The sequence below is a fragment of the Pseudomonas sp. HY13-MNA-CIBAN-0226 genome (assembly GCF_040310305.1).
Classification (GTDB): Bacteria; Pseudomonadota; Gammaproteobacteria; order Pseudomonadales; family Pseudomonadaceae; genus Aquipseudomonas; species Aquipseudomonas gregormendelii.
This window is the reverse complement of the sequence record NZ_JBEOPS010000005.1, coordinates 159347-174194: the sequence shown is the minus strand read 5'-3', so window position 1 is coordinate 174194 and position 14848 is coordinate 159347. Positions and strand designations below refer to the sequence as shown.

The 14848-nt window shown below is 58.5% G+C and carries 13 protein-coding genes and 4 tRNA genes; 5 read left to right on the top strand and 12 right to left on the bottom strand.

What is annotated here, in order from left to right:
* Positions 1–32 precede the first annotated feature (32 nt).
* Entirely contained in the window at positions 33–995 is a 963-nt protein-coding gene (locus AAEZ05_RS07545; protein WP_045058072.1) for a zinc-binding dehydrogenase, read from the bottom strand.
* 139 nt (positions 996–1134) lie between these two features.
* On the opposite strand from AAEZ05_RS07545, the gene AAEZ05_RS07540 reads away from it, so the two are divergent.
* Together AAEZ05_RS07540 and AAEZ05_RS07535 are read left to right on the top strand one after the other, a co-directional pair.
* Positions 1135–3216 carry a carboxy terminal-processing peptidase gene (locus AAEZ05_RS07540; protein WP_177328527.1) on the top strand — a complete coding sequence of 694 codons (2082 nt, stop codon included), beginning with the start codon at positions 1135–1137 and terminating at the stop codon, positions 3214–3216.
* A gap of 130 nt (positions 3217–3346) precedes the next feature.
* The gene (locus AAEZ05_RS07535) at positions 3347–5176 is read left to right on the top strand and encodes a bifunctional diguanylate cyclase/phosphodiesterase (protein WP_082069122.1); all 1830 of its coding nucleotides are present in this window, start codon (positions 3347–3349) and stop codon (positions 5174–5176) included.
* A 43-nt stretch (positions 5177–5219) separates the two neighbouring features.
* Here AAEZ05_RS07535 and AAEZ05_RS07530 read toward each other — a convergent pair whose 3' ends face one another.
* From AAEZ05_RS07530 to AAEZ05_RS07490, 9 genes are all read right to left on the bottom strand, one after another.
* A complete protein-coding gene (locus AAEZ05_RS07530; protein WP_045058070.1) occupies positions 5220–5630 on the bottom strand; it encodes an SEL1-like repeat protein in 411 nt (136 codons plus the stop codon).
* Positions 5631–6002 carry a hypothetical protein gene (locus AAEZ05_RS07525; RefSeq protein ID WP_045058069.1) on the bottom strand — a complete coding sequence of 124 codons (372 nt, stop codon included), beginning with the start codon at positions 6000–6002 and terminating at the stop codon, positions 5631–5633.
* The gene (locus AAEZ05_RS07520) at positions 5999–6340 is read right to left on the bottom strand and encodes a helix-turn-helix domain-containing protein (RefSeq protein ID WP_045058155.1); all 342 of its coding nucleotides are present in this window, start codon (positions 6338–6340) and stop codon (positions 5999–6001) included. Before AAEZ05_RS07520 ends, AAEZ05_RS07525 begins: the two co-directional genes overlap by 4 nt.
* A 127-nt stretch (positions 6341–6467) precedes the next feature.
* Positions 6468–6923, bottom strand: a complete 456-nt coding sequence (locus AAEZ05_RS07515; protein WP_045058068.1) for a YkvA family protein — start codon at positions 6921–6923, stop codon at positions 6468–6470.
* 292 nt (positions 6924–7215) lie between these two features.
* Complete coding sequence (bamJ, locus tag AAEZ05_RS07510) at positions 7216–7932, bottom strand: BamJ family beta-barrel-assembly machinery protein (RefSeq protein ID WP_350646880.1); 717 nt, start codon at positions 7930–7932, stop codon at positions 7216–7218.
* 297 nt (positions 7933–8229) lie between these two features.
* A tRNA-Asp gene (locus AAEZ05_RS07505) sits at positions 8230–8306 on the bottom strand.
* A gap of 19 nt (positions 8307–8325) precedes the next feature.
* Positions 8326–8401, bottom strand: a tRNA-Val gene (locus AAEZ05_RS07500).
* A 198-nt stretch (positions 8402–8599) separates the two neighbouring features.
* Positions 8600–8676: transfer RNA gene (locus tag AAEZ05_RS07495), tRNA-Asp, on the bottom strand.
* A 19-nt stretch (positions 8677–8695) separates the two neighbouring features.
* Positions 8696–8771: transfer RNA gene (locus AAEZ05_RS07490), tRNA-Val, on the bottom strand.
* Positions 8772–8932: 161 nt separating this feature from the next.
* Between AAEZ05_RS07490 and rdgC the strand changes: the two genes are divergently transcribed.
* The 3 genes from rdgC (at position 8933) to sugE (ending at position 11407) form a co-directional block, all read left to right on the top strand.
* The gene (rdgC, locus tag AAEZ05_RS07485; protein ID WP_045061665.1) at positions 8933–9853 is read left to right on the top strand and encodes a recombination-associated protein RdgC; all 921 of its coding nucleotides are present in this window, start codon (positions 8933–8935) and stop codon (positions 9851–9853) included.
* Between the two features lie 154 nt (positions 9854–10007).
* Entirely contained in the window at positions 10008–10973 is a 966-nt protein-coding gene (locus tag AAEZ05_RS07480; RefSeq protein ID WP_350646879.1) for a bile acid:sodium symporter family protein, read from the top strand.
* Positions 10974–11092: 119 nt separating this feature from the next.
* On the top strand, positions 11093–11407 hold the full coding sequence (gene sugE, locus AAEZ05_RS07475; RefSeq protein WP_045061667.1) for a quaternary ammonium compound efflux SMR transporter SugE: 315 nt from the start codon (positions 11093–11095) through the stop codon (positions 11405–11407).
* Positions 11408–11494: 87 nt separating this feature from the next.
* Here sugE and AAEZ05_RS07470 read toward each other — a convergent pair whose 3' ends face one another.
* Positions 11495–12256 carry an iron-containing redox enzyme family protein gene (locus AAEZ05_RS07470; RefSeq protein ID WP_502947759.1) on the bottom strand — a complete coding sequence of 254 codons (762 nt, stop codon included), beginning with the start codon at positions 12254–12256 and terminating at the stop codon, positions 11495–11497.
* A gap of 78 nt (positions 12257–12334) precedes the next feature.
* Positions 12335–14794, bottom strand: a complete 2460-nt coding sequence (locus tag AAEZ05_RS07465) for an EAL domain-containing protein (protein WP_045061669.1) — start codon at positions 14792–14794, stop codon at positions 12335–12337.
* Positions 14795–14848: the final 54 nt, after the last annotated feature.

The following is a 14848-nucleotide window of genomic DNA, read 5'->3' as shown; positions in this document are numbered from 1 at the left end:
AGCTCAGCGTTGCCCCCAAAGGTCGCGTGTTGTCAGGCGAGGCTCTCGTCGATCAACAGCACCACCTTTCCCGCCACGGTATTACTCGCCAACTCTGCAAACGCCGCTTCGGCATCCTTGATCGCAAAAGTCTTGGCCAACTGCGGACTTAACCGTCCTTCGGCAAACAGCGGCCAGACGTGCTGACTCAAGTCGCTGAACAGGTCGGCCTTGAACTGGTCATCTCTGGCGCGCAGCGTCGAACCCAACAGTTGCACGCGCTTGGCCAGCACCTGGGCCAGGTCCAGCTTGGCCTCCCGACCGCCCATCAGGCCGATCAGGACCCAGCGGCCATCACTGGCCAGCAGCTTGAGATTCAGCGCTGCGTAATTGCCCCCCACCGGATCGAGGATGACATCGAACGGCCCCAGGTCGCTCAGGCTGTCCAGGTCATCGCCACGGATCACCCCACCCTGGGCTCCCAGAGCCTCGCAGTAGGCCAAACGCTCTTTCGACCCGACGCTGACCCAGCACGGGTTGCCAAATGCCTTGCACAGCTGAATGGCAGCTGAACCGATTCCACTCGCTCCGGCATGCAGCAGAACTTTCTCACCGGGTTTGAGCGCCGCAAGTTGAAACAGATTCAGCCAGACAGTGGCGTAAACCTCAGGCAGCGCTGCCGCTTCGGTCAGGGACAATCCGTCCGGGACCGGCAGCACATGCCGCCCGTCGACAACCACCTCTTCGGCCATCCCACCCCCTGCCAACAACGCGCAGACGCGATCACCCACCTGCCATGAAGACCCCGCGCCGACCTCGCTGATGATCCCGGAACACTCCAGCCCCAGCACATGACTGGCCCCGGGAGGGGGTGGATACAGTCCCGCTTTCTGTAGCAAATCCGCCCGATTGAGTCCCGCAGCCGACACTTGAATGCGAACTTGCCCTACATCACAGGTAGGACTGGGCACTTGCGCCCATACCACTTGACCTTCCACGCCTTGCAATGCTTTCACAGTGCCTCCATAGTGAGTCTGGACTGAGCCCGTAGCTGTAGCGTCGGGCTTTCTTGCATTATGCGACCGGCCCTCGTGGAACCGGCGACTTCAAAGACGGCCTAATATGCGTGATCAATTGTCCCCGCGTCGAATCAGCATGAAGCATTTTTTCCCCAGCACCGCCCTAGCTCTAGTCATTGGTATCGGCCTGCTGCCGATGTCGACCAATTCGTTTGCAGCCAATAGCTGGGACAAGCTTCAGCCTGATCGTGACGAAGTGATCGCCAGCCTGAACGTCGTCGAGTTGCTCAAGCGCCATCACTACAGCAAGCCGCCGCTTGACGACGCGCGCTCGGTGATCATCTACGACAGCTACCTGAAGCTGCTGGATCCGTCGCGCAGCTATTTCATGGCCAGCGACATCAACGAATTCAACAAGTGGAAGACCCAGTTCGACGACTTCCTCAAAAGCGGCGACCTCAACGCCGGGTTCACCATCTACAAGCGCTACCTGGACCGCGTCAAGTCGCGTCTGGACTTTGCCCTTGCCGAGTTGAACAAGGGCGTCGACAAGATCGACTTCACGACCAAGGAAACCTTGCTGATCGACCGCAAGGACGCACCTTGGCTCAAGTCCACTGCCGAGCTCGACGACCTGTGGCGCAAACGCGTCAAGGACGAAGTGCTGCGTCAGAAGATCGCGGGCAAGGACTCCAAGCAAATCCAGGAAACCCTGACCAAGCGCTACAAGAATCAACTGGCGCGTCTGGACCAGACCCGCGCGGAAGATATCTTCCAGGCCTACATCAACACCTTTGCCATGTCCTACGACCCGCACACCAATTATCTGTCACCGGATAACGCGGAGAACTTCGACATCAACATGAGCCTGTCCCTCGAGGGCATCGGCGCCGTGTTGCAAAGCGACAATGACCAGGTGAAAGTCGTGCGCCTGGTGCCCGCTGGCCCGGCCGACAAGACCAAGCTGGTGGCACCCGCCGACAAGATTATCGGCGTTGCCCAGGGCAACAAGGAAATGGTCGACGTGGTCGGCTGGCGCCTGGACGAAGTGGTCAAGCTGATCCGCGGTCCAAAAGGCACCGTGGTGCGCCTGGAAGTGATTCCAGCCAGCAATGCGCCGAATGACCAGACCACCCGGATCGTGCCGATTACCCGCGAAGCGGTGAAGCTTGAAGACCAGGCGGTGAAGAAGTCGGTCCTCAACCTCAAGCAGGATGGCAAGGACTACAAGCTGGGAGTGATCGAGATTCCAGCGTTCTACCTGGACTTCAAGGCCTTCCGTGCAGGTGATCCGGACTACAAGAGCACCACTCGTGACGTCAAGAAACTGCTGACCGAGTTGCAGAAAGAGAAAGTGGATGGCGTGGTCATCGACTTGCGCAACAACGGCGGCGGCTCCCTGCAGGAAGCCACCGAGCTGACCAGCCTGTTCATCGACAAAGGCCCGACCGTCCTGGTGCGTAATGCCGATGGCCGTGTCGATGTCCTGGAAGACGAAAACCCCGGCGCTTTCTACAAAGGCCCGATGGCGTTGCTGGTCAACCGCTTGTCGGCCTCGGCTTCGGAGATCTTCGCCGGCGCCATGCAGGACTACCACCGTGCACTGATCATCGGCGGCCAGACCTTCGGCAAAGGCACCGTGCAGACCATTCAGCCGCTGAACCATGGCGAATTGAAACTGACCCTGGCGAAGTTCTACCGGGTATCCGGCCAGAGCACCCAGCATCAGGGCGTTCTGCCGGACATCGACTACCCGTCGATCATCGACACCAAGGAAATCGGTGAGAGCGCGCTGCCCGAGGCCATGCCGTGGGACACCATCAAACCCGCCATCAAGCCGGCAGCCGACCCGTTCAAGCCCTACCTGGCGCAGCTCAAATCCGAGCACGACCTGCGTTCGGGCAAGGACGCCGAGTTCGTGTTCATTCGTGACAAGCTGGCACTGGCCCAGAAGCTGATGGAAGAAAAAACCGTCAGCCTTAATGAAGCCGAGCGCCGCGCCCAGCACGCCGATATTGAAAACAAGCAGCTGGTGATGGAGAACATCCGCCGCAAGGCCAAAGGCGAAGAGCCGCTCAAGGAGCTGAAGAAGGAAGACGAAGACGCCCTCGCGGCGGAGCCGGACAAGACCAAACCGGAAGACGACGCTTATCTGAGCGAGACCGGTCGCATCCTGCTGGACTACCTGAAGCTCAATACTGCGGTGGCCAAGCACTAGGATGATGGCGATATAACGGCGACGCTCTGCGGAGCGTCATCAAATAGTCATCAATCTGTCGTGAAATACGGGACCGGAAGCGCGCTTGACCAAGCGCTCGTCCGGTCCTTTTTTTTTGCCAGAGATTGCCATGACCACAACCGAACAGCTGAGCGCACTGGGTTCAATATTGACTCAGGGTGGATTGCACAGCCTGTTCCAGCCAATTGTGTGCCTCTCGGAAAAACGCGTGATCGGCTACGAAGCCCTCAGTCGCGGCCCCTCCAACAGCCCGCTGCACTCCCCGCTCGCATTGTTCGCCGTGGCCCGCCAGGCAGGCCGTCTGAGCGAGCTGGAGATCGCTTGTCGCCAGAGTGCCTGCCGACGCTTCAATGAACAGCAACTCCCCGGCAAGCTGTTCCTGAACGTCTCGCCGGAATCGCTACTGGAAGCCGCGCATCAACCCGGACGCACGTTGCAGTTGCTGCAGGACTTCGGGATTCCGCCCAGCCAGGTGGTGATCGAGCTGACCGAACAAACCCCGACTGATGACTTCCAGCTGTTACAAACCGCGTTGCATCATTATCGGGCCATGGGTTTTTCCATCGCACTGGATGACCTGGGCGCAGGGTATTCCAGCTTGCGGCTATGGTCGGAACTGCGCCCGGACTACGTGAAGATCGATCGGCACTTCATTGACGGTATCCATCAGGACGCGCTCAAACGCGAATTCGTCGGCTCGATCCTGCAAATCGCCAAGGCCTCCCGTGCGCAGGTGATCGCCGAAGGCATCGAGCTGGCGGAAGAACTTGCAGTGCTGACGGAGATGGGGGTCGACCTGGTCCAGGGCTATCTGCTGTGCCGCCCTCAGGAGCAACCGCCGAGGGATGCGCGCAAAATGCTGCCCAAACACGACAGCAGCACCGTGGCGCTGAACGATGAAGGTTGCGACCTCAGCGCCTTGCTCAATGAACAACCGGCGGTGGCCCGCGAGACGCCGACAGCCACGGTACTGGAAGCCTTTCGCCGCCAGGCCAACCTGAACTCGCTGGCGGTACTGGACGCCCAGGGCCACCCCTGTGGCATCGTCCACAGGCATTCCCTCTCGGACGCATTGCTCAAGCCCTTCGCCACAGACCTGTTTGCCCGCAAGCCGATCAGCCGCCTGATGAACGATGACTTTCTAGCCGTGGAGATGACCCAATCGCTGCAGCAGGTCAGCCGGCTGATCACCAGCAGGGCGCGGCAGCGCATCGAAGAGGATTTCATCATTACCCTCGATGGCGGCTACCTGGGCCTGGGCCGGGTAATCGACGTGCTGAAGCTGATCACCGAACTGAAGATTCAGCAGGCCCGCTACGCCAATCCGCTGACCTTGCTACCAGGCAACGTGCCAATCCAGCAGTGCCTCACTCGTTTGCTCCAGCAGCAACGTGAGTCGGTGATCTGTTACGTGGACATCGACAGCTTCAAGCCCTTCAACGACATCTATGGCTACGGTCGTGGGGATGAAGTGCTGCTGTGCCTGGCGCAATGCCTGAATGACCGCGTGGACCCCTCCCGCGACTTCGTTGGCCATATCGGCGGCGATGATTTTTTGCTGGTACTTGGACCCGAAGACTGGCGCAAACGCTTGAACCAGCTGGTGGATGATTTCCAGAGCCAATGCCGGCGGTTCTACCGCAGCGAACACCTGGAGGCCGGCTGCTTTATCGCCCCAAACCGGCAGGGTGTGCGCCAGGAATTTGCATTGCTGTCATTGTCGATTGGCGTGGTGCACCTGCATCCTCAGGCATGCGCGCAACTCGATGCGAGTCAATTGGCGGAGATGGCCTCCCAGGCCAAGCATCATGCGAAGAATGTACCGGGGTATAGCGTGTATTTGATTGATAGTCTGGTGATGTCCGGGCGGGCGCCTTCGCGGGCAAGCCCGCTCCCACAGGGACCTGTGTTGGTAAAGGATTTTGCAAACGACACATAAACCTGTGGGAGCGGGCTTGCCCGCGAAGGCGTCAGACCAGGCACTAATTATCCAAAGGACCGCGAGACGCCAACTCCTGCAGCTTGATCTCAGCCAACGGATGCCCGGCCTTCGCCGCAATCTTCCAGAACCGCGTCGCTTCAACCGGATCCGGCGCCTTGCTCGCCGTCCCGGCCAAACTGAACACGCCTACCTGATACGCTGCCTTGCCATCCCCCGCCAACGCCGCCAGACGCAACAATCGCACGCCTTCCTCACGAGCACCCAGGCCGACACCACGAAAGGCCAGGATGTGCCCATAGAAGCTTTGCGCCCCTGCATCGCCCAGGTTGGCCATGCGTGCGAACTGACCTTCGAGCCAGCTCCACCCCCGGGGCTGACGCACGAACCACGACCAGTGGAACAGCCGGCGGGCCAGCCAGTAACCGGCCCGAGCCTTGAGCTTGAGGAACACTCAGGCCTCTGCCGATTCGGGGTATTCGTACTCAAACACCCGAACCACCTCCGAAGCGTGCCAGGACGCGGCGGCCACACCATCCGACGGCCCGGAAAAACGCCCAAGGCGTTCAACACATTCGAAAAAACCGGTACGTGGCAGGCGGCTGGCACCCTGGCTGATCACCAGCGAGCTGCGCAATGGCTGTTCCGCCTTGGCGTCCAGTGCGGCCAGGTGCTCAAGTGCCGCAGTCAGGGTCTGCATGGCAGGTGTCGGCAGCTGCAATCGCTCCAGCAATGCGCGGTAGGTCAGCAAATGTCGCTGTCGTCGCGCCTGATCCAGCTCTCCCAGCAACCCGTCCCAATGTTGACGACTGATGCGTACCGTCACGATTCGTCCCTCCACCCTGGCACCGTCAGTTCCCAGGCCAGGCTGCGGCGAATCGCAGCGTCGGGTAGACGCTCGCCACTTTCAATCAAGGCCAGATAAGACGGGCTGATGCCTACCGTGCGGGCGAGCGCCTCAATGGCGATGCCCTTTGCTTCGCGCAAACTGCGTAGTTGATCCAGACCAGGAAGAATCTGGTCCGGGTTTGCCACGGGAGGTTGTGGTGCGACCCGCGGCGATGGCTGGTCGATGCCTGCTGCTTTCAATAAAGCCTGGTACTGAGCCCACGGCAAAACCGCATACTCGGGCTCGCCTTCGCGTGTGATTATCTGAATATCCATGACTTCCCCGTAGGACAACGACACTTTGCGAGTCGGCACTTTTCCCTTGAAGTGTAATCCTAACAGCGACCACGGTCGCGGACCACGGTCACGAGGTGCATGAATACAGGGACGATTTTCTGTCAGATCATGGTTTTTTCGGATTTTGCAGCTGAAGTTGCTCCGGTGTGTCAGGCAGCCGTTCCACCACTGCCAGCTTCTCCGGCAGTTGGCGCTTGCGCCAGGCACGAAAGGCAGACAACTCGTCATCCAGTACTTTCATGAGCCAGGCCAGCACGGCGATATCATCCAGCATCCCGAACATGGGAATGAAGTCGGGGATCGCGTCTACGGGACTGAGGAAATACATCAAGCCGGCCACTACCGAAATCAGCGCCTTGGGGCTGATCGCGCGGTACTCTCCTCGCCAATAGGCCAGGCACAAGGCCTGCAGCAGGCGCAGGTCTTCCTTGAGCTTGCCCAGGCGGTTGCCTTGACTGGCACCTTTGCTGGCGACAGCGAACAGCAAAGTCGGCAGACGGCCCCGAGCAAGCAGCCGGCCGGCCAGTGGCAGGAAACGGGCAAAGTTCCAGGGTGCTTTCATATTTCCTCCCGCTGAAATGTTATCCACACAAATTGTGGATAACCTTGTGAACAGAGCTGCATTTTGTCGCTGAAGCCCCCGTTTCATAAGGGCTGAGCTCAGATCGGGCGTTTTTTACTCACATAAAAAAACCCAACATTTCATTGACTTGGCGCCCCAGCGCGGCTAGCGCAGGCGTCTTCAATCGCTATGACTGCATCCTGCCACGTCCGTTCGTTTTGTTTGCGTTCGTCAAATCCCGAATGCAACAACGCCCCGCATGAGCGAGGCGTTGGTTCAAAACAGACGCAAATTACTTGGCTGCGTCTTCCTGTTTTGCCGGATCCTTGATCGCCAGCAGTTCCAGGTCGAATACCAGCACCGAGTTGGCCGGGATTGCCGGGCTTGGGCTTTGCGCGCCGTAAGCCAGTTCGCTAGGAATGTAGAGCTTGTACTTCTCGCCTACGTGCATCAGTTGCAGGCCTTCGACCCAACCCGGGATCACACCGCTGACCGGCAGGTCAATCGGGCTGCCACGTTCAACGGAGCTGTCGAACACGGTGCCGTTGGTCAGGGTACCGGTGTAGTGCACAGTCACTACGTCGCTCGGCTTGGGCTGGGCGCCGTCGGCCTTTTTGACGACTTCGTACTGCAGGCCCGAAGCAGTGGTGGTAACACCCGCTTTCTTGGCATTGTCTTCGAGGAATTTCTTGCCAGCGGATGCCGACTCTTCGCTCATTTTAGCCATGCGCTCTTCAGCACGCTTCTGCAGCGCGGCGAAGGCTTCGACCAGCTCTTCATCCTTCAGTTTCTGTTCTTTCTTGCCAACGGCATCTTCGATGCCCTGGGCAACGGCTTTGGAGTCCAGATCATCCATGCCTTCCTGAGCCAGGCTTTTGCCCATGTTCAGGCCAATCCCGTAGGAAGCTTTTTGCGCCGGGGTTTTCAGCTCTACGCTGGTCTGCGAATCACAACCCGCAAGTACCAGGCTAACCAGGGCCACCGCCGCCGCCAACCGATGCTGTTTCATGCTATTTCCTTGTTCATGCGCCTAAAGGGCAATCGAATAAAGCCGCGAGCTTATCAGGCGGCCACGACCAATGGCTACCGGCATGAGAGCAGGAAACGTCTGATAAGTTCAGGTGTTGTAACGCATTTCGGCATTCGGCGGGTGAAGCTTCTGTCATCTACTCCCCACGGCGGCTAATGTCTTGCGGTGGTGCAATGACGCTGACACGGCAAAAGCCAAATCGCAGACGAAAAAAAGCCCGCACTAGGCGGGCTTTTCCGTGGTGACCTGGCGTTCAGCGTTCCAGATTACCGAATATGGCGCAGCGGACGGGACTCGAACCCGCGACCCCCGGCGTGACAGGCCGGTATTCTAACCGACTGAACTACCGCTGCGCAAAACGCTTGAAACGAATGGTGGGTGATGACGGGATCGAACCGCCGACATTCTGCTTGTAAGGCAGACGCTCTCCCAGCTGAGCTAATCACCCTTCGCTTCGTTACGGGACGCATTATGCCACAAGTTTTCTTAATGTGTTGATTTAATTGAATAATTTTTCAAATAAATCAGAAAACCGGTGAAACGACACACCCTGCAGGAACAACGTACAAACTTGAGGCAGAAAAAAACCCGCCTAAGCGGGCTTTTCCGTGGTGACCTGGCGTTCAGCGTTCCAGATTACCGAATATGGCGCAGCGGACGGGACTCGAACCCGCGACCCCCGGCGTGACAGGCCGGTATTCTAACCGACTGAACTACCGCTGCGCGTAACACTGAATGCGAATGGTGGGTGATGACGGGATCGAACCGCCGACATTCTGCTTGTAAGGCAGACGCTCTCCCAGCTGAGCTAATCACCCTTCACGTTCGGTGTGGCGCGCATTCTACGGAGCACCCCCCTCTCTGGCAAGCACTTTTTAAAATAATTTTCCGAGCCCTTCCAAAGGCTTAGAGAAGGGTTGGCCTATGGCACCGCGAAGAGAATAATGCCCCCCTTTGCATATAAGGAGAGACTCACCCCATGTGGTTCAAAAACCTGCTTATCTATCGCCTGACCCAAGATCTGCCTTTTGATGCCGAGGCGTTGGAAACTGCACTGGCCACCAAACAGGCGCGTCCATGTGCAAGCCAGGAGTTGACCACCTACGGCTTCGTTGCGCCGTTCGGCAAGGGCGAAGATGCGCCCCTGGTCCATGTCAGCGGCGATTTCCTGCTGATCTCGGCCCGCAAGGAAGAGCGCATTCTGCCAGGCAGCGTCGTACGTGACGCGGTCAAGGAAAAGGTCGAAGAGATCGAGGCCGAACAAATGCGCAAGGTCTATAAAAAGGAACGCGACCAGATCAAGGATGAAATCATCCAGGCCTTCCTGCCGCGCGCATTTATCCGTCGTTCGTCCACCTTTGCTGCCATCGCGCCAAAACAGGGGCTGATCCTGGTCAACTCCGCCAGCCCGAAACGCGCCGAAGACCTGCTCTCCACCTTGCGCGAAGTCATCGGCACACTGCCAGTGCGCCCGCTGACCGTGAAGATGTCGCCGACCGCCACGATGACCGAATGGGTCACCACCCAGAAAGCGGCGGACGACTTCTTTGTGCTGGACGAGTGCGAGCTGCGTGACACCCATGAAGATGGCGGCATCGTGCGCTGCAAGCGCCAGGACCTGACCAGCGAAGAAATCCAGCTGCACCTGAGCACCGGCAAGGTGGTTACCCAGCTGTCGCTGGCCTGGCAGGACAAGCTGTCTTTCGTCCTCGACGACAAGATGGTGGTCAAGCGCCTGAAGTTCGAAGACCTGCTGCAGGATCAGGCGGAACAGGACGGAGGCGAAGAAGCCCTCGGCCAGCTGGACGCCAGTTTCACCCTGATGATGCTGACCTTCGGCGACTTCCTGCCAGCATTGGTGGAAGCATTGGGCGGAGAAGAGACGCCTCAGGGAATCTGATCATGTAGATCGGCAGCGCCTGTAAAGATCGCAGCCTTCGGCAGCTCCTGCATTGGAATGCGTTTCCCGTACAGGAGCTGCCGCAGGCTGCGATCTTTTTTGCAAGCAGCGTATGCTTAGCTCCCTAACGCTTTCATACAATAAGGATCAGGCCATGCGCGCACTGGCTGCATTGAGTCGCTTTGTCGGCAACACCTTCGCCTACTCGGTACTGATTTTCGCCGTGTTAGCGTTCCTCCAGCCCGCTTGGTTCGTCGGTCTCAAGGTGGCCATTGTGCCGCTGCTGGGGCTGGTGATGTTCGGCATGGGCCTGACCCTCAAGCTCGAAGACTTCGCTGAAGTGGCCCGCCACCCGTGGCGAGTGGCGCTCGGCGTAGTCGCGCATTTCGTGATCATGCCCGGCATGGCGTGGTTACTGTGCCAGGTGTTCCAGTTGCCGGCGGAAATCGCCGTAGGCGTCATTCTGGTCGGCTGCTGCCCGAGTGGCACGTCCTCCAATGTCATGACCTGGCTGGCCCGCGGTGACCTGGCGCTGTCGGTGGCTATCGCGGCAGTGACCACCCTTCTCGCCCCGCTGCTGACCCCGGCTTTAATCTGGTTGCTGGCTTCGGCCTGGCTGCCGGTGTCTTTCATGGAGCTGTTCTGGTCGATCCTGCAAGTAGTGCTGCTGCCGATCGTGCTCGGCGTACTGGCTCAGCGCGTGCTCGGCGAGCGGGTTCGTCACGCAGTGGAAGTACTGCCGCTGATTTCGGTGGTCAGCATCGTGATCATCGTCGCCGCCGTGGTGGCTGCCAGCCAGGCGAAGATTGCCGAATCGGGTCTGTTGATCATGGCCGTAGTGATGCTGCACAACAGCTTCGGTTATCTGCTGGGCTATTTCACCGGCCGTCTGTTCAAGCTGCCACTGGCCCAGCGTAAATCCCTCGCGCTGGAGGTGGGCATGCAGAACTCTGGCCTGGGTGCCGCGCTGGCCAGCGCGCACTTCTCGCCACTGGCAGCGGTGCCCAGTGCCTTGTTCAGTGTTTGGCACAACATTTCGGGGGCGCTGCTCTCGACCTGGTTCCGGCGGATGAGTGAAAAGCAGGACCGTGAGACCGCCATGCGGCAAGTCACTGACTGAGCCGGAAACTTGATCCCCAGGTTAATAATGGGCACCATACTGCTCATCGCGAGGACGACCTTGCGGCTCGATCGAGTCATTTACCTGGGGACGACCCCGTCAATCGATGGAGGTCTTACATGTCCTGGATCATTCTGTTTTTCGCCGGCCTGTTCGAAGTAGGCTGGGCGGTGGGCCTGAAGTACACCGACGGCTTCAGTCGTCCGCTTCCCACGGCCCTGACCATTGCAGCCATGGCCATCAGCCTTGGCTTGCTGGGCCTTGCCATGAAGGAGCTGCCGCTGGGCACCGCTTATGCCATCTGGACGGGCGTCGGCGCTGTCGGCACCGTGATCGCCGGGATCATCCTTTTTGGCGAGTCCATGGCGCTGTTCAGGCTGGCCAGTGTCGCCCTGATCATCGCCGGGCTGGTCGGACTCAAGATCAGCGCCTGAGCCAGGTGGCGGCTATAAAAAAGCCCGCCCCCACTGTCGACTCAGACAGCAGGGGCGGGCTATTTTTTTGCAGCAGATATCAGTCGATCAACTTTCCGCCAGCGCCATGCGCTCACGGGTAACCGGCGCCCGTTCCGCGTGCTCAAGCTGCATGCACCGTTCCAGGAACAAGTACATGTAGTCATAACTCTTGCGAATCGCCTGGCGTAACTCAGCCTGCAATGCCTCGCTCGGATTCAGGCCCGCCAGGGTGCAGATGATTTCCAGCGCCTCCCACGGGTGGGCGTCGTCGTACTGGGCGTGCATCTTCAGCCACTTCATGGCGCGCTTGCGCTCCTCTTCGGGGAAGGAGGCGGCATACACGCCATTGGAACAGACCACCGCTGACCACTCCCCCGTCGCCCCTTCAATGGCGTAGTTGGTCGCGGCGATGGCCACGATCAGCGAATCGGACGAACTGGTGTGCCAGCACCAGTGACTCAATGCATGAAGTTCAGGGGCGACAGTTTGTGCCTGCAACTCTTCCAGAGTTACGCCATGCGCCCGGCTCCAGTGCACCCAGTAGTCGGCATGATTAAGCTCCACTCGAATATTGCGCATCAACCAGCGCCGCACCATGTCTTCGCCAGGGTGTCGGGCAAAGCGGGTCTTCGTCAGGTTCTGCGCCATATACAAGGCAAACTGTTCGACGACTGGCCAGCCACCAATGAGGTAGTGGCGCATGGTCTTCGCACTGAGTTTGTTGTCACGCAGCCGTTGATAGAGTTCATGTTCAACCACCCGGCGTTTGTTCTCGCTGCAGTCCTGAATCAGGCGTTGTGCCCAGTTCGGATAACTTGCAGCTTCCATGAGAGGTCCGGTTCTGATGAATGTGTCGATCACTGTCGAGCTCCTTTTGATTGTGATTTGAAGGATCGGCAAGATGTTTCAGCGAAAGGTGCCCGGCGCCTTGAATAACAAAGGCTGAGGCCTCGCCGGACGACTCTGCAAACTTTCACAGGTAAACAGGTGCGGGCGTTCAATCACATACCCTTGAGCATAATCGACCCCAATCTCAAGCAGTGCCTGCTCGATCTGTGGTGTTTCGACAAACTCGGCAATCGTGCGTTTACCCATTACATGACCGATGTGATTAATCACTTCGACCATGGCGAGGTTAATCGGGTCGTCCAGCATATCCTTTACGAAACTCCCGTCGATCTTCAGGAAGTCTACAGGTAAATGTTTCAAGTAGGCGAATGAAGACATTCCGGCACAAAAATCATCAAGTGAAAAATGGCAACCTAAACCTTTGAGTTCATTGATAAATCTAATCGCACTCCCCAAATTTGATATCGCACTGGTTTCAGTAATTTCAAAACAAATCATTTCAGGAGGGATTGAGTAAACAACAAACTGTTTACGCAGGAAGTTCAGAAATGCGTCATCTCCTATAGTAGTGCCTGACAGATTAATCGCACACATGGCCAAAGGGCCTTTGTGATTTTCCTGTATGCATTGCGCAATGATCTTGAATACGTTCTCCACTACCCAGCGATCAAGGGAAGTCATTAGCCCATAACGCTCCGCCGCCGGTATGAAACTGTCGGGTAGTATCATTCGCCCGGCTTCATCATGTAGACGCAACAGGATTTCAATATGTCCACCGCCCTCCTCTACATGCCCGAGCGGCGCGATCTGTTGGGCATAGAGGCAGAACCGGTTGTCTTCCAGGGCCATATGCAGGCGTTGTACCCAAGCCATCTCGCCAAAGCGCAGGGACAGCTCCGAATCATCGGCGTGGTAGACCTGAATGCGGTTGCGACCCTTCTCCTTGGCCATGTAGCAAGCCATGTCGGCGGCACGCAAAGAGGCTTCCAGGGTCGTTGGATGCTGAGTGACATGTACCAGGCCGATGCTGACAGTGGTCACGAATGGGCGGCCTTTCCATACGAAGTGCAGATTCTGAACCGTCTGACGCAGGCTGTCGGCGATCTTCTCGGCAGCTTCTGGCGCGCAGTTTTCCAGCAGAATGCCGAATTCGTCGCCCCCCAGCCTGGCCAGGGTGTCTCCCTCACGCAAACCTGACTGCAACAGGGCACAAATGTGCCGCAGCAACTCATCACCGGCCGCGTGGCCGCAGGTATCGTTGACCAGCTTGAACTGGTCCAGGTCGAGAAACATCAGCGAGTGACGCCCTGCCTGACGCGTCAGATTGTGCAGGGCCTGCTCCAGGCGGAACTCGAACTCGCGGCGGTTGGCGAGCCCGGTCAGGGCGTCGTGCGTGGCCTGCCACGAAAGATTGGCAATGTACTGGCGCTCCTGGGTCATGTCGTGCAGTACCAATACGGTGCCACTGACCTTGCCGGCGTTACGGATCGGCGCGCCCACCAATGTCACCGAAACAGTGCTGCCATCCAGGCGCTGGATCAGCTTGGAGTGCTCGCTGCCGCCCCTGAGCTGACCACTGAGGATATGTTCGATCAGGGTGAAACCTTCCGCCTGGGCATTTTCATCCAGCAAGTTGAACAGCGCCGCCAACGGCAAACCTGCGGCCTGTTCGGCTTTCCAGTGGGTCAGCGCCTCGGCCGCCGGGTTCATGTAGGCAATTGCGCCGTCGACGTCGGTCGTGATGACGGCATCGCCGATCGATTGCAGGGTGATCTGCGCCCGATCCTTTTCCAGCTGCAAGGCGTCGGCAAAGGCGTGGCGCTGCTTGAGCAGTTTGTGGGTGCGCATCAACGCCAGCGCAATCAGGCCCAACGCGGTGGCAAGGTTGATCACCAGCAGCAGGCGAAGGATCATTCGCGAGCCCTCGCCCAACGCATCACTAAAGGCCTTGGCCGCAGGCGTGACACCGTCATTGATCGCAAAAATCCGGTCTTTCCAGCGAGTGACGTCGGCATCCGACGCCTGGCCGTCGCTCATGCGCTGGTGCATTTCGCTGGCGACTTCATCGAGCTGCACCAGATAGGCGTCACCGACTGTCCACAGGTCGATGGCTTTTTCCAGATAGCTGAAATGGCGAAAATTAAGGTAGAGCCAGATCAGGCTGGACACATCGTCGGGGTGATTGCCCCCTTTGAGAATCGCCAGCCGGGCGGCCTCGAGGTTGGGCGGCTGGTGATCGAGGGCCAGGCGCAGCTCATGGCCGCCATGGGGCACGGCGATGGCGTTCTGATACTTGAGGAAAATCGCCTCGTCGCGATTTTCCGCGTAGAGGTTCAGGTAATAGATGGCGTCTTTCTGGCCTTTGGACCACAGGCTTTCACCGGCCACGTAGCCGCGAACCGCCGACAAAACATAAAGACTGAAGCCGCCCAGCAGCGCCTGAAATAACACGACGGCGATGAAAGGCCATACGATGCCCAGCAACCGTGGAGTTCCGAGAGTCCGCGTTTGATTCATGAGGTCCCTTGCATTAGCACTGCCAGATCATCATCCCGACGTGATCGCTACCCC

Excerpts from the sequence above, each read along its gene's own strand:
- rdgC (WP_045061665.1), top strand. The coding sequence starts at position 8,933 with ATGTGGTTCAAAAACCTGCTTATCTATCGCCTGACCCAAGATCTGCCT.
- AAEZ05_RS07515 (WP_045058068.1), bottom strand. The coding sequence starts at position 6,923 with ATGAAAGCACCCTGGAACTTTGCCCGTTTCCTGCCACTGGCCGGCCGG.
- AAEZ05_RS07535 (WP_082069122.1), top strand. The coding sequence starts at position 3,347 with ATGACCACAACCGAACAGCTGAGCGCACTGGGTTCAATATTGACTCAG.
- AAEZ05_RS07520 (WP_045058155.1), bottom strand. The coding sequence starts at position 6,340 with ATGGATATTCAGATAATCACACGCGAAGGCGAGCCCGAGTATGCGGTT.
- AAEZ05_RS07465 (WP_045061669.1), bottom strand. The coding sequence starts at position 14,794 with ATGAATCAAACGCGGACTCTCGGAACTCCACGGTTGCTGGGCATCGTA.
- AAEZ05_RS07540 (WP_177328527.1), top strand. The coding sequence starts at position 1,135 with ATGAAGCATTTTTTCCCCAGCACCGCCCTAGCTCTAGTCATTGGTATC.
- sugE (WP_045061667.1), top strand. The coding sequence starts at position 11,093 with ATGTCCTGGATCATTCTGTTTTTCGCCGGCCTGTTCGAAGTAGGCTGG.
- AAEZ05_RS07480 (WP_350646879.1), top strand. The coding sequence starts at position 10,008 with ATGCGCGCACTGGCTGCATTGAGTCGCTTTGTCGGCAACACCTTCGCC.
- AAEZ05_RS07470 (WP_502947759.1), bottom strand. The coding sequence starts at position 12,256 with ATGGAAGCTGCAAGTTATCCGAACTGGGCACAACGCCTGATTCAGGAC.
- bamJ (WP_350646880.1), bottom strand. The coding sequence starts at position 7,932 with ATGAAACAGCATCGGTTGGCGGCGGCGGTGGCCCTGGTTAGCCTGGTA.